Origin of the sequence: Scytonema sp. PCC 10023 (assembly GCF_963920835.1) — a bacterium.
Lineage (GTDB): Bacteria > Cyanobacteriota > Cyanobacteriia > Cyanobacteriales > Nostocaceae > Kalymmatonema.
Genome location: NZ_CAWUDP010000054.1, coordinates 32,706 through 48,683 on the forward strand (window position 1 = coordinate 32,706; position 15,978 = coordinate 48,683).

Genomic DNA, 15,978 nt, shown 5'->3' on the forward strand with positions numbered 1-15,978 from the left:
ACTGATACATTCACAGAGGATTACCACTGTTATGAAAATTTCCTACCTTATGGCGAGAATATTAAGCTACGGAAGCAGGATGAAAAACTTTAGTATAAAATTGACAATAAAATTTCAATTGTTATAGTACAATATTATAGCTATGTAATAACAGTTTTAAAAAAGTTAATAAAAAGCGATTGCTTTGTTGAGTTAATAGTTCCCTAAAATAATGCAAAGGCAAGTTGACGATTCTCTAGAGGGAGAGCAACTAGGCAGGGTTTCAGTATAGGTGCATCAAACCAGGAAAATTTGCGGATTACGGTTAAAAACAACCCATTTTCGGAAAAATATTTAGAGGTTTAGGGTGAAGCGCATAGTTGAATTTCCTCTGGAAAGCGGCGAATCGATTCTTGTAGAAGTAGATGAGCCAGCAGTCATTGACGATCGCATTGGTTTACGGGATCAGATTGTTGACAAGGCTCATCAGACTTTCGAGTCTGCCTTGGATAAGATAAGACCAGTAGCTAATGTGATTCTCACCAAGGTGCGTAATATCAAAGAGCCAGCGGACGAAGTGGAAGTTAAGTTTGGCATTAAAATTAGTGCAGAACTTGGGGCAGTGATTGCTTCTGGTAATGGCGAGGTCAACTACGAAATTACCCTGAAGTGGAAACGGGAGTCACAGGATGACCACACTGCTTGAGTCATCAGTTGTCAGGATTTACTCAAACAGTGGCAAAGTCGTTGGTGCTGGCTTCTTGGTGTCCCCAAAGTATATCCTCACTTGCGCTCATGTAGTTGCAGATGCTTTGGGACTGGCACGAAATATTGTTGACAAGCCTGAGCAAACAGTCAGCTTAGACTTCCCGATAGTAGCAGCAAAACAGTTTTTCAAAGCTAGAGCGGTCTTCTGGCGACCAATTCATCCCGACGAATTTGCAGAAGACATTGCAGGATTGGAGTTAGAAAGTTCTCCTCCAGATGCAGCAAAACCAGCGCAATTGGTGACATCAGAAGATTTATGGGGACATTCTTTTAGAGTCTTGGGCTTTCCGCTAAAGCAACCTAACGGGGCTTGGGCTTCTGGGGAGTTACGATCTGGAACCGCTAACGGTTGGGTTCAGCTTGAGGATGTGAAACAACAGGGTTATGCATTAGAACCTGGCTTTAGTGGTGCGCCGATTTGGGATGAAAAGCTTGTGGGTATAGCAGGAATGGCTGTGGCGGCAGAAATCAATCGACCAGATGCCAAAGCTGCGTTTATGATTCCTACAAAAGTGCTACATAAAGCATGGTCTGAATTATCAAGTACTCTATACCCAGAAGAACCCTGCACAGAACAAGAATTTCTTATTTTTGATGAGGCTTTGTATTCCTCCTGCCACAAAGAAGTTAAGAAACCAGGGGCATTACTGCGGATCAAAGCTCCATTGTGTTGGGGCAAAACCTACTTAATGAAAGAGATTCTAGATTACGCGACTAAGGAAAGCTATCGAGCCGTGCGAGTGGATCTAAAGCAGGCGGAAACAGAGGTATTTGCTAGTCTGGAGGGGTTTTTACGGTGGTTCTGTTCCTACATTTCTTGGAAATTGCAGGTAGAGGATAGGGTAAATGAGTATTGGCAGGGAATATTGCCTCTTAAAATGAAATGTAGCGACTACTTTCAAAAATATTTATTGCAAGAAAATCAAACTCCTCTAGTTTTGGGATTGGATGATGTGGATTTGCTTTTTCCCTATCCAAGTATCGCCCATGATTTTTTCTCGTTACTACGCAGTTGGCATGAACAAGCCAGGATAGAGCTTATTTGGCAAAAATTACGTTTGCTACTAGCCTATTCCAAAGAAGATTACATCCCCCTGCACAATAATCAATCGCCGTTTAATGTCGGTGTACCTATACCGTTGCCAGAACTCACTCAGATGCAGGTGCAAAACTTGGCACAACGCTACCGACTTTATTGGAGTGAGACGCAAGTCAAGACATTCATGGCAATGGTGGATGGGCATCTTTACCTAGTGCGTTTGGGGCTAGAAAAAATTGGACGACGGGAACTGACACTAGAACAATTTTTGGAAGTCGCACCCACGGAAGAAGGTTTATATTGCGACCATTTGTTAAACCATTTATCTAAACTAGAGGAAAATCCAGAACTACTGGTAGCCATGAGGCGAGTCGTTGCAGCTCATTCTCCAGTTAGCCTCGATACAGGGAAAGCATCTAAATTAGTGAATATGGGACTGGTGAAGAGGAAAGCCAATGGAGTGGTGCCTTTTTGTGAATTGTATCGGCGGTATTTTGGCGATCGCTTGAGGGTGAACTGATGAGTGCAAAACCAGACTCAAACTACGAATACCAAGTTGGGGGCAGTTTACCACCTGATGCGCCTACCTATGTGACGCGGCAGGCAGATGACGAATTGTTCAACAAGTTAAAAGCGGGGGAATTCTGTTATGTCCTAAACTCGCGGCAGATGGGTAAATCAAGCTTGCGGGTAAGAACTATGCAAAAGTTGCAAGCAGAGGGGATTGCTTGTGCTGAGATTGATATTACTGCGATCGGCACCCACGATGTTACCCGTGACCAATGGTATGCAGGTGTGATTGCAAAGTTGGCTAAGAGTCTAAAACTAAGTCATTTTAATTTGGAAAGCTGGTGGGAGGCTCAAAATTTGCTGTCTCAAGTACAGCGATTGGGCAGATTTATTGAAGAGGTACTGCTAACCTCTATTTATAAAAACATTGTTATTTTTGTAGATGAAATTGATAGTGTTCTCAGCCTAAGCTTTTCGACTGAGGATTTTTTCGCTTTGATTAGATCCTGTTATAACCAACGTGCTGATAAGTCAGAATATAAACGCCTCACATTTTGTCTTTTAGGGGTAGCAACTCCCTCGGATTTGATTAAAGACAAACAACGCACACCGTTTAATATTGGTCAAGCCATTGAACTCAAAGGATTTAATAAGGATGAAGCTGAGCCTTTGGCTAAGGGATTAGTCGGTAAAGTCAGTGATCCCCAAGAGAAGCTGAAGCAGGTTTTGACATGGACTGGTGGGCAACCCTTTCTTACCCAAAAGCTTTGTCAACTCATCCTTGATGATGAGCGGAGATTATCTGTAGAGGAATTAGTGCGATCGCGTGTTATCCAAAATTGGCAAGCTCAAGATGACCCGGAGCATTTGCGGACAATAAGCAATCGGATTTTAATTAATAAGCATGGGGAGCGGTTGCTAGGGATATATCAGCGAATTTTACAAAAGGGAGAAATTGGAGAAGATAATAGTCCAGAGCAAATGGAATTGCGACTGTCTGGGTTGGTAGTTAAGGAAAATGGCAAGTTAAGAGTTTATAACCGCATTTATGAGTTTGTTTTTGACCGTAAATGGATTAATCAGACATTAGCGAATTTACGACCCTATGCTAAGGAACTAGCAGCATGGCTAAACTTTAATTGTCAGGATAAATCACATCTGTTGCGTGGACAGAAATTAAGAGAAGCTCAAAAATGGCAACAAGGTAAAGAATTACTTGTTGAAGATTATCAATTTTTAAATGCTAGCCAAGAATTGGCAACACTAAGGCAGCAACGCCTGATTTCAGTACTTGCTGCAATAGTACTAATACTCATTCCAGTACTTGGGTGGCTATACTGGTCTCAAGTTGTTAAGAAACCACCTTCTCAACCACCATCAATAACGAAAACACCACAACCGAAACCGTCAGTACCAACATTCTTGAGCCAAGGCGAGCGTACTCTCTTTGGTGGAAATGAAAATCCAAGTCGCGATCAAGCTTTTGAAGCTTTCAAAAAAGGCGATTATAAACAAGCTGTTGAGTATTTTGAAAGAGCTAAACAAGCCTTTCGTTATGACTCAGAGTTACAAATTTACTATAACAATGCTAAAGCTTATCAAAAAGGCAATCCACTCACTTTAGCAGTTGTTTTACCTGTCAGTACTAGAAGAGAAGTTTCTCAAGAACTTTTGCGAGGAGTTGCACAGGCACAAGATACTTTTAACAGTTCACGTGGAGTGAATGATAGATTGTTGAATATCATAATTGCCGATGATAGAAATGATCCAACTCAAGCTCAAAAAGTTGCTCAAGAGCTAGTTAAAAATCAAAATATTTTGGGAGTCATTGGACACTACACTAGCCCAAGTAGTCAAGCTGCACTACCTGAGTATGAAAAGGCTGGTATAGCTATGATATCTCAAAGCACAAGTACCTCACTGAGTGGACAAAGGAATAAGGTCTTTTTTAGAGCAATAGCCTCTAATGAAGAAAGTGGTAAAAAGTTAGCTAACTATGCTAAAATCAAAGGCTACAATACTGTAGTGGTTTTCTATAATAAGAGTGATATTTATAGTGATAATTTAAAGCAAGAATTTGAAAAATATTTTCAAGAAAAAGGTGGGAAAATTATAAATCTAAATTTAGATGATTTGACACTAAATACCTCTATTGAAAAGTTACTTGATAATTATCAGAACCAAGCAAATGCAATTGTTTTCTTACCGAAGACACAATCAATTTCTGTAGCACTTGAAATTGCCCGTACCCAACAGCAAAGAATTCAAGAACAGCGAGCAAGCAAAAAGTTGTATTTGCTAGGAGATGCTGTTCTATACGATCCAGAAATTTTGAGATCAGGTGGAGAAGCTGTTGAAGATTTGGTTGTATGTGTACCCTGGTTTGCAGAGGAACAAAAATCAAAAGAATTTTCAGCTAATGCCAAACAAAGATGGGGAGGACAGATTAGCTCGCGTACAGCTGCTAACTATGATGCAACTCAGGCTTTCATTAAAGCTATATCTATGTCTGCCGAAAATCCCTCTCGCCAGAATGTCTTGAACAACCTCAAATCTGTTAATCTTTCACAAAATGAAACTTCAGGATATCCACTCCAGTTTAATAATAATGGTGAGCGCCAACAAGAACCTGTTCTTGTCAAAGCCGTTAGAGGTAGCGGTGGTCCCCAGGAAAGTGGATTTAAATTTGAACAGGTTCAAGAGTAAAGAGATCTGAAGATATATAGTCCTTGAAGGAAGTGCCAAGGACAAAAAGTTGCTGGCGAGCTTACGTACTCTCACCCAAAATAGGCATCGCTGGAAATTCAAAGCAGTGGTAGAGGCGATCGCATTGGAACAAAGTAGGCGATCGCCCTCCATGTATTACATAATTTGTACTGACTGAATGTTAATTTATGTTAAATTAGTCAATCTCACATCATTAGTAAACAAAGTTGCATTTAGAGATTGTGCAGTGGCTGCAATTATTGCGTCAGCAAGTTTTAGTTTGTATTGTTTACGAAGTGCGATCGCTTGTGTCAACTCCACTCATCCCTAATTTGTTGCTGATACTCCAAAGGGTGTTGAGTGAGTTTAATGACACCTGCATACTTGTTTAAATTAAACTCTTCTTTCTGTTGTGCTTGATAAGCCTCCAATATTTGCTCAATTCTCTGCCAGTCTTGATATAGCAGTCCGTGCAGGATTTGTGAAAAAACAAGATCCCCGACTTCTTTAAGAAGTCGGGGATCTGAAGAACTCAATTTTCACAAATGAAATAGGATTGCTATAATCAATCAACACTGCAACTGGACGCATTTCTTCATCAGTTACAATTTTTTTATTAACAGGTAACATAATTGTTTGCTTCCGATGCAAAGTTTAACTGTTACATCATCACTTGAAACAAAAAATCAATGAGGGTAATTTCATCCTTTCATGATTCTCCCTTGGATGTACTCTCGTTGAGAACTTGCTGGAATTCTTCTATAGAACCAATGGTAATCGCGCTTGTGAAAAGTGTTTCCAGCATAGACATATTCTCGATGCCATTAATAACTTCCACAACTGGCTCAGGTACTACTCCAAACCGCGTCTGTAGGATTTTAATCACATTTTCTCGATTTGTCAGGAGCATTCCTTCCTCAATACCTTCTTCTTTTGCCAACCGTTCAATACTAGTTACATAACGCATCCTCTGTACCTCCTCGTAACTTCTCAATTCTTGTTTAAAACTACGCGCCAATTCCTCTGGCAATACCATTATCCAGTCGATAAACCGAAATAACCCCAGAATCTCTTCTCGGCTATATCCCCGTTCAAATAATCTTCTTACTAGACTCAATTTCCAATTTAGCCGACTTTCTGGGTTTCGGTGTGTTGCCTTGGTTTTGAGATGTGCCATGACGACTACACTGAAAGGATTGGTGCTTTGTTCTAACGTTTCCCACTGCGCCTCATAATCCAAAAGTTTCGCTACGGGAAACTCTAAACTGACGCGACATCCTCCGAGTAAGTATCCGTAACTTGAAGGTCGCCAATTTACCTCTTCGTCTGCCAAAACTGCTAAACTGATGACTTGCTTTTGGTGGCGGTCAAACAATCGGTAATTGTATGTGTACATCCGTTGGGTAAACTCGCGATCGTACTGTCCTTGGACTTCCACATGAACCAATACCCAAGCCTCTTCACCATTGAGTAGCCAAACTTTTGCCACTTTATCGACGAGTCGCTTGCCAATTTCTGCATCCGGTTCTAGCTGTTGCAGTTCTGTATCGAGAAATTCATAGCCTCGTTCCCAGTCAATGACGGCGTAAGCGTCAGGGAAAAAGAATTCCAAGAAGCGAGGAAAAAAGCTTTCAATAACTTCCTTCCAAGGACTATCGTAATCAGTGCGTTGTTCTGTCATGCAATTGTCAATTGTCGAATTTGAAGAATAAATAACTTTGCTAACGCACTCTTACCCCAAAGCAAGCGATCGCCCAAGGGGCAGTGGCAAAGCCAATCGCGCAAAGCGATCACCGTAATATGAAATCCGTTTGTTTACTTATCATATCCGTGAAACCTCACCCCTTCCCCTCTCCTTGCTAAGGAGAGGGGTGCCGTTAGGCGGGGTGAGGTATAGATGCAGTAAGTGATTAACCGGATTTGATATAAGTCCTGGGGACAGGCACTCTCGGCGCGTAGCGTTGCGCAGGAAAGGCGATCGCTTTCTCAAATAGCCTCAACATCATGAAATAAGTTGCAATGCTAAAGTGATCGTATCGTCAAATCCTTAGCTAGCAATGAACACCATCACCATCCACATTCCTGATGATCGTCTAGTCAAGCTGCAAGAAACCGCCTCTCGTCTTGGCGTATCAATAGAAGAATTAGTGCTAATGGGTGTAGAACAATTGCTCAAACAGCCAGAAGCATCCTTTCAAAATGCTATGGGTTATGTACTTAAGAAAAATGCTGAGCTGTACAAACGGCTAGCTTAATGCGCTATCTCACTATAATGTCCCAAAGGGACTCAGTGCCTGCATAATTGCGAACACGAAAGTATTAATAACCTTCCTTAAAAAGGTTAAAGAATTGTATTGTTTGAGAACTAGTACCTTTTTCTATACATATAGTGGATTGTATTCCCATTAGTTGCACACTAGATATTTGGAGGTGCCAAAATGGTTCATACTTACGAAGTATTAGTGGATATCAAGGAATTTCCTGATCTGAAGAACAATACCTGTCAAAGCGGGACAACACGATACGAAATCGACGCAGAGTCAAAATATAAAGCTGATAGCATGGCACTCCTTCAAGCTAGAAGTGACCATCCAAAAGGCACTGAATATGACGTCAGGGTAACAAGGTTACTTAAATAAAGCTCTCACTGATTTGAAAATTAACAACAGTTTTTCACCTAACAGTTTTTCACCTCTCTGTTCTATGGAATGTAGGTTGCACCTAAGCCTAGTTGTTATGAGTAGAGACAGTCATGGCAGGTGCTCCTACAATACCAAAAGATAGATACCAAAAGATAAGATATCAAAACAAAAAGTATCTTTGCGCCATCGGCAAAACTGTTGCAGGTTCACACGTTAGCAACTCGCCATCAGCCCTAACTTCATAAGTTTCCGCATCCACTTCAATATGAGGTAACGCATCATTCAGCTTCATATCCTGCTTACTCAATTGGCGTGTCCCGGAAACTGCAACTGCTTGCTTTTGCAAACCCAGCTGACTGGGAATCTCCCTTTCTAACGCTGCTTGTGAGACAAAAGTGAACGATGTAGCGTGACGCGCACCTGCAAAACTACCAAACATTGGTCGCATATGCACTGGTTGCGGTGTGGGAATACTTGCATTCGCATCGCCCATTTGTGACCATGCAATCATCCCGCCTTTAATGACTATCTCCGGCTTGACACCAAAAAACGCTGGACGCCACAAACACAAATCTGCAAGTTTTCCTTCTTCCACTGAACCCACATACTGGGAAATACCGTGGGTAATGGCTGGATTGATGGTGTACTTGGCAACATATCTCTTTGCCCGAAAATTATCTGCTCTTTGCCCCTCTCCTTGTAGGAGAGGGGTTGGGGTGAGGTCTCCGCGTTGCACTTTCATTTTGTGCGCTGTCTGCCATGTGCGAATTATCACTTCTCCTACCCGTCCCATTGCTTGGGAGTCGGAAGAAATCATGCTGAATGCACCTAAGTCATGCAGAATATCTTCAGCGGCAATTGTCTCACGACGGATGCGCGACTCTGCAAACGCCACATCCTCCGCAATACCAGCGTCGAGGTGATGACACACCATCAGCATATCCAGGTGTTCATCTAACGTGTTGACGGTGTAAGGACGTGTGGGATTGGTAGAAGATGGTAGCACATTGGCTTCCCCGCAGACTTTGATAATATCTGGTGCGTGACCGCCGCCTGCACCTTCAGTATGGTATGTATGGATAACTCGATTCTTGAAAGCGGCGATGGTATCTTCCACAAACCCCGCTTCATTTAAAGTATCGGTATGAATTGCTACTTGCACATCGTATTCATCGGCGACGCTCAGACAAGTATCAATTGCTGCGGGTGTAGTTCCCCAGTCTTCGTGCAGCTTTAACCCGATCGCACCTGCTTGTACTTGTTCCACCAGTCCTTGAGGTAAGCTGGCATTGCCTTTACCTAAAAATCCTAAGTTCATAGGAAAGGCATCGGCAGCTTGCAGCATTCGGTAAATGTTCCAAGGTCCTGGAGTACAAGTAGTAGCGTTTGTACCCGCAGCAGGACCAGTACCACCGCCAATCATTGTGGTAATCCCGGAGGCGATCGCCACTTCAATCTGTTGCGGACAAATAAAGTGAATGTGGGTGTCGATACCGCCAGCAGTGAGAATCATGCCTTCCCCAGCTACCGCCTCGGTACCAGGACCAATAATAATATCTACGTTGTCTTGAATATAGGGATTTCCAGCTTTACCAATTTTGAATATTTTGCCGTCTTTGATGCCGATATCTGCTTTGACGACACCCCACCAATCCAGAATTAAGGCATTGGTAATCACTAAATCAACTGCACCATCGGCGTTGGAAATAGGTGACTGTCCCATCCCATCACGGATGACTTTACCGCCACCGAATTTCACTTCGTCCCCGTAAGTGGTGAAGTCTTGTTCAACTTCAATAAATAATTCTGTGTCGGCTAGTCGGATGCGATCGCCTACTGTTGGACCAAAGGTTTCCGCATAAGCGCGGCGATCCATTCTGTAACTCATAACAACTCCTCACAAACTGCGAATTGTAAATTTTTCAAACTTCATCGGGAAGCCATTTCCCTCTGGAGAAGCACACATGACACCAACATTGACTGTTTCCACAGGAGTGAGATACGCCAATCTCAGCATCGTGTAATCATTGCCATCCAGAGAGTATTGCACTTCCACAGCAGTCCCGCGTCGAGTCACACGCACCCAAATTGCATCAGGATTTTCTGGCATTGGGATAACAGACCAATCCGAGTAGTCGCGTGTGACGACAGCACTGACTTGTTGCACACCATCAACAAATTCAATACCACATTTCAACCAATGACACTCATTTAAACGCACCATCAGTCCAGCTTGATCATATAATTCTTGATACTCACCAGTGACTTTCACCTCAACAACGAAGTCACCCTGAATTTGTTCATAGAAAAAGTGACCATTATCTCTAATAAAGCCGTAGTGCGTCTCACGCCAAAAGTCCGTTTTCGATCCAGAGGTGATGCGGATTCTATCATCTTGGACATTCCAAACAGGCGGTTCATTGTACCATTCCATCTCTGTTGAATCCTCACATCTAAAGTGTGTACACTTATGGCTTTGGCGTGGGGAACTTAGGAACTGACATCTTGCATTATTCTCAATTAGCTCACGCACCCGCTCAGAACTGAAGTTCCCGGCTATGTAGAGACGTACCATGGTACGTCTCTACATTAAAATGGACTGAAAATCTTGCCTCGTCTTGCGTTTAGTCCTCTTGAAAGGACTTAGGCTACTCGCTGTGGGGTTTCTAACCCTTGGCGGACTTATCATCAATCTAGTTGTCCGTTCACTCTGGCGTTGAAGCCGTAAACTTGACGACTACCAACTAAGGGCACTAATCTCACTTCTTTTTCATCGCCTGGTTCAAAACGGACTGCTGTCCCAGCGGGAATATCGAGGCGCATTCCCCGCGCTTGTTCTCTGTCAAAATTCAACGCAGCGTTGACTTCAAAAAAGTGAAAGTGAGAACCAACTTGTATCGGTCTATCTCCTGTATTTGACACTTGCAATCTTACAGTAGAACGACCTGCATTAAGTTCTATTTCCCCTTCTAGTGTTATCATTTCCCCTGGAATCATTCTTTACCTCTATGTGCGAGAATTAACGAATTGGATTATGCACTGTTACTAACTTTGTCCCATCCGGGAAAGTTGCTTCCACCTGCACTTCATGCACCATTTCTGGTACACCTTCCATCACCAGATCCCGCGTTAACAGAGTTGTCCCATAACTCATCAATTCTGCAACTGTTCGCCCATCTCTTGCACCTTCCAAAATAGCAGCAGAAATATACGCCACCGCCTCTGGATAATTCAACTTCAAACCTCTTTCTTTCCGTCTTTCTGCCAATAGCGCAGCAGTAAAAATCAACAATTTATCCTTCTCCTGCGGCGTCAGTTGCATTTCTTACCTCTTCCTTTGCGCCCTTCGCGCCTTTGCGGTTCGTTTAAATCTGCCAAACTCTCGGTACACAACTAGAACGTACCAAAAATGATTGTCGCAGCAGTTGCCAGACACCAATAAACCAGTTTCTCACCTCAGATGTTGCACAACCACGATATCGACACAATAATCCACATGAAAGACGAGTCACACCTGCTTCCCCTTCCCCACGCCACAGGGAACGCGCTTTCTCTACCAAATCCGGTGAAACCTCTTGCCCAACGTATACCAGACTACCTACCAAAGGTTGTCCTGCCAAGCCGTGGGGACTGTGAAAAACCTCTTCGCTACCCGGTAACCATTGCCTATCAATCCACAAGGGAACCCCTTGCTGCCAAACTTCGGTGTGCGATCGCCATTCTCCTGTTACAAATTTCTCTCCTCTAGCACTGCGTCCAAATCGGTTGATTTCCCAGCCGATCCAACTCGCTTTCGTAGCTAATTCTACCCGCAAGTCTTGCCGATAAATCGCCCCGTTAAAGACAATTGTTTCTTGGGGTAACCACTCCAAGCAAGCACCAACATCAACTTGTATCTCAATGCTTTGTCTTGCTTGAGTGCCATTACTGCGATATATCTTACTTGCTGCGGCTGTGGTGATCAGTGCTTGGGCGTTGCGTTGGAGGTGAAAATTGCAAGAAAGGCGATCGCCTCCCACAACTCCCCCTGCTGTATGTAAAATCACGCTATGACAAACCTCTTGCCCTTCTGGATAAAACGGGCGTTGCACCTTCAGCGGTGCTTGATTTTGGTTGTGAATCAGCGTTGTTGTATTTTGGCGATGGGCGTACACTAAATTAAGTTTGCCATGCCAGCCATTTGAGGATTGTGCTGTGGTTTGATAGTTAGGCTGTTGATTCACAAATTATTAATTTTTTTTAATTTCTTTTTTTTAGTCTATAGGGTGTGCCTTGCCGACTCTACTTAATATTTATTACGATTTTTCGCCAAGAACACATAGTTGTTGAGGGAATTGTCGCAAACTCAGTAGTTATCTGTGGATAAGTGTTTTTGGCATTTTGGCTACTCTTGTTAACAACAAAAGGATAGATTAGGGCAATAAGCCGTCATGCACATCGTGGTTGAAACACCGTCAACCCCAGGTAATAAGCCTGGGGTTTTATTTTAGCTATTCTTGCTTAGTTACTTGGCAATTTGGCAATTATTTGGATTCAAACAAGCCTATCTTTATAAATTAATGCGGTCTTGCATAAAAGACTCAAAGTACACGACAAAACCCCTTTTCCCCGGTTTAACTACCGGGGTTTCTTGCAAATTGTGGTAAAGGTGAACGTTTTCGTCAAAGTCGATCCCACATTTGGAGTGGTAGTCAAGGTCTATGTCAAGGTCAATGATGATGTTGTCGTCAAGGTGAAAGTTTTAGGAAATGAAAGGTCAGACTGATAATCCTATGCTTAGAAAGCGTGGGATTTTTTCTTTTTTTGAAGGCTTGGTAGTGAGCGCAAAGAGCGCTCAAACAGTCGTGGACTAAAGTCCTTACTACAAACTTATACAACCATCATAATTAATGCGATGAACTACTAGTTGAACCGGCATTATTCATCGTCTGAACTGTCAGCACTTGGGGTGGGGTGGCGTCTGGCGGATAGAGGAAGTCTACTTCTACTAATCTTCTCTCGCCTGCTTTCATATTTAACATCACTAATGGTTCTCCTTGTTGTCCCCGTTTCTGCACTAAATGCAAATACTGGCTTTGGGGCAGACCCTGGTCATCTTTGTAACGTACCCTTACGGAACCCCGGAAGAACACTTGCTGCGCTGGTGGATTCAAAAAGCGCAATCCTGCTTTGGTTAACTGGTCTTCTTTTATTGGTGTCTGCATGGACACCATAACGGTTTGCGGGTTCTGAGTATTGTTATACAGTGGCAATGTTAAGCTGTATTGCACAGTGTAATTTCCATGAGCGCGATATGCGGTGTCAGGATAGCGCACTAGCATCGGCGCACTTTGTATTTGACTCGTTCCTAAGGTACCGCGATTTAAAGCACTAAGAGCGTAAGAAAAGGCTTGTCCAGAACTGGGAATGGTCAGATGTTGAGTTTTTGGATCATCTATTAATAATGCTTTCCATTCAGTCCCCTGGGCGACTCCGGCAACGCGACCATATATGATTGGTTTATTAGTCTCTTCAAGAGGCGTGGGGACTTTATCGCGTGGTCCGGATAAATCACCATTATTTAGTAAATTTTGCCATTCTTCTAAAGTAGGCTCACGCTCGCTGCCATCAGGATTCTTTGGTGCAAACATTGCCAGACTCGCTGCATAAACTGTGTCATTACTCCACAGTCGCATGAGTGTAGACCGACCATTTAACGGTGGTGTCAGTCCGTTGACAGGAATGGGTGCATTCATCAACATCCGGCTTTCGCCTGGTGGAATGATAATTTGGGGAGGAAATGTGTCTTGTCGTTGTCCCCGAAGGACATCAGCCATCACGCGATCGCCTGGTCCGGCAAAAATTGTTCCTAAAATATTCTCACTCTTAGATGGCAACTCCGCAAACGGCGCATCTGGTTGGCTTAAATAACTCGCCGCCTGCAAAATGTTCACTGTCACAGGTTGTTTTCCTGGGTTGTGCACAATTATCCCGAGGTACAGCGATCGCAAGTCTTCTGGTGTGGGTGCTTGAGCAACATGGTGGGCAAAAACATCAAATCGTCCTTTAAAAGGAAAATTCAGGTGTGCGGTTGGAACTTTTTTCCCTGCGGATGGAAAGGTGGAAAGCAAAATTCCTTCTTTGAGAACCTTTTCTGGGCTATTGCTGTTAAATACAGGGATATTATCCAGATTGCCTGGTAAAGGACGCACTTGTTGCTGTTGCACAATTTCTTGTGGCGGTGCTGCAGGGGGAGGAGTTATTTGAGCGATAGGAAAAATTAGTAAGAATGGCAACATATACTTACATATATTTTTCTCGCTACAGACGCAAACAGCTTTACCAAAGTGCCAGCCTGTGCATAATCAATAAAAAATCGTCAACGACTAAGGGCAAATTTTCTTCAGTCACAATAGGAACGTGGACAAAGATGCAAGGGGTTGTTAATTGGTGTTGGCGTAGTTCATCTAAAACGCAATAGTAAAGACCTTCGCAAACAAATTTTCCGCAGTCGTGACTGATCTCAACTGCCCTTGCTCCCGCCACTAATTGCTCTAAATCAACTGTTGTCTGCAACACATTTTCTCCACAACTAGCGCCGACTTCCACACTTAATAGTGTCCGCTTTCGTGCCATGCCACAGCAGATAATGCAGTCTGGTTGGAGTTCATGAATTTTTTCTATGACTCGAAAACGGGCTCGCTGCACATCTACAGGCAATAGTCGCAACAAGGTTAAATCATAAGGTAACGAGTTAAGCCGAGCAACTTCTGCCAACAAATCATCAGAAGAATTTGATTTTTGATCAGATAGCCAAGTGTCAAAAGAAGTTAATAGAATTCTTTTCTTCATATCGAATATTATTTAATATAGATAATATAGAAATACCCTCCATCATAAATTAACAGGGAGCAGGTAAATGACAGTGATTGCAGTCGTAGACTACGACATGGGAAATTTGCACTCGGTTTGCAAAGGTTTGGAAAAAGCCGGGGCAACTCCTAAGATTACTGACTCTCAAAAGGAATTAGAAAAGGCAGATGCTGTAGTTTTGCCGGGAGTGGGTGCATTCGATCCAGCAGTGCAACACTTGAGAGCACGTGGTTTGGAAAAACCAATCAAAGATGCAATTGCATCTGGCAAACCCTTTTTAGGCATTTGTTTAGGACTGCAAATTCTTTTTGAGTCAAGTGCAGAAGGCGTTGAACCTGGACTCGGAATTATTAAAGGAACAGTCAGGCGATTTCACCGAGAACCAGGAATCGCCATTCCTCATATGGGTTGGAATCAACTCGAACTGACTCACCCAAAAAGTAATTTGTGGGAGTATCTCCCATCTCAACCTTGGGTCTATTTTGTCCATTCCTATTATGTTGATCCACAAGATCCGCAAGTCTGTGCTGCAAATGTTACCCACGGTAGTCAAACTGTAACAGCTGCGATCGCCCGCGATAACCTTATGGCAGTTCAGTTCCACCCAGAAAAATCCTCTAATATTGGATTGCAAATTCTGTCTAATTTTGTCTCCCAAGTTTGGACACAAGTTGCTGCCTAAATACAATTGTGGATGAGTCAATAGTCTCTAGTCTTTAGTTCATAGTCAAAGGGTTTTTTGAGAATTGATTGTTAAAAATTGTAAATTTCATATAGGATGGCATTACCCACCTTTACAAGTGACTGGTGGGTGATGCTTACCCTATAAAAAGATGTTTGCATCTCATGACTAATGAACGGCAGGTGCTTTATGCCGGGGAACCCTAGTCGAGCACAGCCTCCTAATGACTAATGAGTTTAAGAATTTACGGTAATCGACAATTAAAAACTTTACCAGGGAGAGAAACCCGACCGACAAGTGCGCGGGTACGGGAGGCAGTTTTTAATATTTGGCAAGGGACAATAGAAGGTTGTCGCTGGCTGGATGTGTGCGCCGGTACTGGTTCAATGGGTGCAGAAGCTTTATGTAGAGGAGCCAGCCTAGTCGTAGGGATTGAAAAATCTAACCGTGCTTGTGCAATTATCCAACAAAACTGGCAGAGCTTAGCGAGTGCCGAACAAGAATGGAAGGTACTGCGAGGAGATGTGGTACAGCTTTTGCCAAAATTGTCAGGACAGTTTGACAGAATTTACTTCGATCCACCTTATGCGAGTGGATTATACCAGCCAGTGCTACAGGCGATCGCTCACTCTGGGCTTTTAGACGCCAATGGTGAAATAGCAGTCGAACATAATCCTCAAGATTGGACACCTCCAGTCATTCCATCTTGGGAAATCTACCGCGAAAAAGTTTACGGAAACACAGCTTTAACCTTTTACAGGGTTGTGGAGTGAGGGAAGGCTTCAAAAGGAGGATGAGGG

Annotated in this window: 19 protein-coding genes; 9 read left to right on the forward strand and 10 right to left on the reverse strand. The window is 43.1% G+C overall.

What is annotated here, in order from left to right; translation table 11 throughout:
• Nucleotides 1–346: 346 nt before the first annotated feature.
• The 4 genes from ACM0OZ_RS28465 to ACM0OZ_RS28480 are packed head-to-tail and all read left to right on the forward strand — an operon-like array spanning nt 347 to nt 5,180.
• Complete coding sequence (locus tag ACM0OZ_RS28465) at nt 347–685, forward strand: CU044_2847 family protein (protein ID WP_026082537.1); 339 nt, start codon at nt 347–349, stop codon at nt 683–685.
• A complete protein-coding gene (locus tag ACM0OZ_RS28470) occupies nt 669–2,306 on the forward strand; it encodes an AAA-like domain-containing protein (protein ID WP_414586199.1) in 1,638 nt (545 codons plus the stop codon). Before ACM0OZ_RS28465 ends, ACM0OZ_RS28470 begins: the two co-directional genes overlap by 17 nt.
• Nucleotides 2,306–5,002: an AAA-like domain-containing protein gene (locus tag ACM0OZ_RS28475; RefSeq protein ID WP_414586200.1), complete on the forward strand. Its 2,697-nt coding sequence runs from the start codon at nt 2,306–2,308 to the stop codon at nt 5,000–5,002. The genes ACM0OZ_RS28470 and ACM0OZ_RS28475 overlap by 1 nt, the downstream gene beginning before the upstream one ends.
• 49 nt (nt 5,003–5,051) lie before the next feature.
• Nucleotides 5,052–5,180, forward strand: a complete 129-nt coding sequence (locus ACM0OZ_RS28480) for a hypothetical protein (protein ID WP_414586201.1) — start codon at nt 5,052–5,054, stop codon at nt 5,178–5,180.
• Nucleotides 5,181–5,188: 8 nt separating this feature from the next.
• Here the strand turns inward: ACM0OZ_RS28480 and ACM0OZ_RS28485 are convergent, their stop codons facing one another.
• The 3 genes from ACM0OZ_RS28485 to ACM0OZ_RS28495 all read right to left on the reverse strand — a co-directional run bounded on the left by ACM0OZ_RS28485 (nt 5,189) and on the right by ACM0OZ_RS28495 (nt 6,683).
• Nucleotides 5,189–5,323, reverse strand: a complete 135-nt coding sequence (locus tag ACM0OZ_RS28485) for a PIN domain-containing protein (RefSeq protein ID WP_414586202.1) — start codon at nt 5,321–5,323, stop codon at nt 5,189–5,191.
• Nucleotides 5,314–5,538: a hypothetical protein gene (locus ACM0OZ_RS28490; RefSeq protein ID WP_414586203.1), complete on the reverse strand. Its 225-nt coding sequence runs from the start codon at nt 5,536–5,538 to the stop codon at nt 5,314–5,316. The genes ACM0OZ_RS28485 and ACM0OZ_RS28490 overlap by 10 nt, the downstream gene beginning before the upstream one ends.
• A 173-nt stretch (nt 5,539–5,711) precedes the next feature.
• The gene (locus ACM0OZ_RS28495; protein WP_414586204.1) at nt 5,712–6,683 is read right to left on the reverse strand and encodes a transposase; all 972 of its coding nucleotides are present in this window, start codon (nt 6,681–6,683) and stop codon (nt 5,712–5,714) included.
• 376 nt (nt 6,684–7,059) lie between these two features.
• Between ACM0OZ_RS28495 and ACM0OZ_RS28500 the strand changes: the two genes are divergently transcribed.
• Together ACM0OZ_RS28500 and ACM0OZ_RS28505 are read left to right on the forward strand one after the other, a co-directional pair.
• On the forward strand, nt 7,060–7,257 hold the full coding sequence (locus ACM0OZ_RS28500) for a DNA-binding protein (RefSeq protein WP_414586205.1): 198 nt from the start codon (nt 7,060–7,062) through the stop codon (nt 7,255–7,257).
• 183 nt (nt 7,258–7,440) lie between these two features.
• On the forward strand, nt 7,441–7,641 hold the full coding sequence (locus ACM0OZ_RS28505) for a hypothetical protein (protein ID WP_414586206.1): 201 nt from the start codon (nt 7,441–7,443) through the stop codon (nt 7,639–7,641).
• Between the two features lie 163 nt (nt 7,642–7,804).
• Here ACM0OZ_RS28505 and ureC read toward each other — a convergent pair whose 3' ends face one another.
• The 5 genes from ureC to ACM0OZ_RS28530 all read right to left on the reverse strand — a co-directional run bounded on the left by ureC (nt 7,805) and on the right by ACM0OZ_RS28530 (nt 11,867).
• Nucleotides 7,805–9,532 (reverse strand): urease subunit alpha, encoded by a 1,728-nt coding sequence (gene ureC / locus ACM0OZ_RS28510; RefSeq protein ID WP_414586207.1) that lies wholly within the window; start codon nt 9,530–9,532, stop codon nt 7,805–7,807.
• Between the two features lie 9 nt (nt 9,533–9,541).
• A complete protein-coding gene (locus ACM0OZ_RS28515; protein ID WP_414586208.1) occupies nt 9,542–10,078 on the reverse strand; it encodes a DUF1349 domain-containing protein in 537 nt (178 codons plus the stop codon).
• A 254-nt stretch (nt 10,079–10,332) separates the two neighbouring features.
• The gene (locus ACM0OZ_RS28520; RefSeq protein WP_414586209.1) at nt 10,333–10,641 is read right to left on the reverse strand and encodes an urease subunit beta; all 309 of its coding nucleotides are present in this window, start codon (nt 10,639–10,641) and stop codon (nt 10,333–10,335) included.
• 22 nt (nt 10,642–10,663) lie between these two features.
• Nucleotides 10,664–10,966, reverse strand: coding sequence for an urease subunit gamma (gene ureA / locus ACM0OZ_RS28525; RefSeq protein ID WP_414586210.1), 303 nt, complete (start codon nt 10,964–10,966; stop codon nt 10,664–10,666).
• A 43-nt stretch (nt 10,967–11,009) separates the two neighbouring features.
• Nucleotides 11,010–11,867, reverse strand: a complete 858-nt coding sequence (locus tag ACM0OZ_RS28530; protein ID WP_414586211.1) for an urease accessory protein UreD — start codon at nt 11,865–11,867, stop codon at nt 11,010–11,012.
• A 344-nt stretch (nt 11,868–12,211) separates the two neighbouring features.
• Between ACM0OZ_RS28530 and ACM0OZ_RS28535 the strand changes: the two genes are divergently transcribed.
• Nucleotides 12,212–12,409 carry a hypothetical protein gene (locus ACM0OZ_RS28535; protein ID WP_414586212.1) on the forward strand — a complete coding sequence of 66 codons (198 nt, stop codon included), beginning with the start codon at nt 12,212–12,214 and terminating at the stop codon, nt 12,407–12,409.
• Between the two features lie 121 nt (nt 12,410–12,530).
• Here ACM0OZ_RS28535 and ACM0OZ_RS28540 read toward each other — a convergent pair whose 3' ends face one another.
• Together ACM0OZ_RS28540 and ACM0OZ_RS28545 are read right to left on the reverse strand one after the other, a co-directional pair.
• Entirely contained in the window at nt 12,531–13,922 is a 1,392-nt protein-coding gene (locus ACM0OZ_RS28540; protein WP_414586213.1) for a DUF3370 domain-containing protein, read from the reverse strand.
• Nucleotides 13,923–13,962: 40 nt separating this feature from the next.
• Nucleotides 13,963–14,475 (reverse strand): peptidase C15, encoded by a 513-nt coding sequence (locus ACM0OZ_RS28545; protein WP_414586214.1) that lies wholly within the window; start codon nt 14,473–14,475, stop codon nt 13,963–13,965.
• Between the two features lie 67 nt (nt 14,476–14,542).
• Between ACM0OZ_RS28545 and hisH the strand changes: the two genes are divergently transcribed.
• Both hisH and rsmD read left to right on the forward strand, forming a co-directional pair.
• Nucleotides 14,543–15,178, forward strand: a complete 636-nt coding sequence (gene hisH, locus ACM0OZ_RS28550) for an imidazole glycerol phosphate synthase subunit HisH (protein WP_414586215.1) — start codon at nt 14,543–14,545, stop codon at nt 15,176–15,178.
• A gap of 230 nt (nt 15,179–15,408) precedes the next feature.
• A complete protein-coding gene (rsmD, locus tag ACM0OZ_RS28555) occupies nt 15,409–15,951 on the forward strand; it encodes a 16S rRNA (guanine(966)-N(2))-methyltransferase RsmD (RefSeq protein WP_414586216.1) in 543 nt (180 codons plus the stop codon).
• Nucleotides 15,952–15,978: the final 27 nt, after the last annotated feature.

What these genes read in the sequence shown, in the direction of transcription:
- ACM0OZ_RS28495 (WP_414586204.1), bottom strand. Translation starts at nt 6,683, where the DNA reads ATGACAGAACAACGCACTGATTACGATAGTCCTTGGAAGGAAGTTATT.
- ACM0OZ_RS28505 (WP_414586206.1), top strand. Translation starts at nt 7,441, where the DNA reads ATGGTTCATACTTACGAAGTATTAGTGGATATCAAGGAATTTCCTGAT.
- hisH (WP_414586215.1), top strand. Translation starts at nt 14,543, where the DNA reads ATGACAGTGATTGCAGTCGTAGACTACGACATGGGAAATTTGCACTCG.
- ACM0OZ_RS28475 (WP_414586200.1), top strand. Translation starts at nt 2,306, where the DNA reads ATGAGTGCAAAACCAGACTCAAACTACGAATACCAAGTTGGGGGCAGT.
- ACM0OZ_RS28540 (WP_414586213.1), bottom strand. Translation starts at nt 13,922, where the DNA reads ATGTTGCCATTCTTACTAATTTTTCCTATCGCTCAAATAACTCCTCCC.
- ACM0OZ_RS28470 (WP_414586199.1), top strand. Translation starts at nt 669, where the DNA reads ATGACCACACTGCTTGAGTCATCAGTTGTCAGGATTTACTCAAACAGT.
- rsmD (WP_414586216.1), top strand. Translation starts at nt 15,409, where the DNA reads ATGAGTTTAAGAATTTACGGTAATCGACAATTAAAAACTTTACCAGGG.
- ureA (WP_414586210.1), bottom strand. Translation starts at nt 10,966, where the DNA reads ATGCAACTGACGCCGCAGGAGAAGGATAAATTGTTGATTTTTACTGCT.
- ACM0OZ_RS28545 (WP_414586214.1), bottom strand. Translation starts at nt 14,475, where the DNA reads ATGAAGAAAAGAATTCTATTAACTTCTTTTGACACTTGGCTATCTGAT.
- ureC (WP_414586207.1), bottom strand. Translation starts at nt 9,532, where the DNA reads ATGAGTTACAGAATGGATCGCCGCGCTTATGCGGAAACCTTTGGTCCA.
- ACM0OZ_RS28515 (WP_414586208.1), bottom strand. Translation starts at nt 10,078, where the DNA reads ATGGAATGGTACAATGAACCGCCTGTTTGGAATGTCCAAGATGATAGA.
- ACM0OZ_RS28500 (WP_414586205.1), top strand. Translation starts at nt 7,060, where the DNA reads ATGAACACCATCACCATCCACATTCCTGATGATCGTCTAGTCAAGCTG.
- ACM0OZ_RS28520 (WP_414586209.1), bottom strand. Translation starts at nt 10,641, where the DNA reads ATGATTCCAGGGGAAATGATAACACTAGAAGGGGAAATAGAACTTAAT.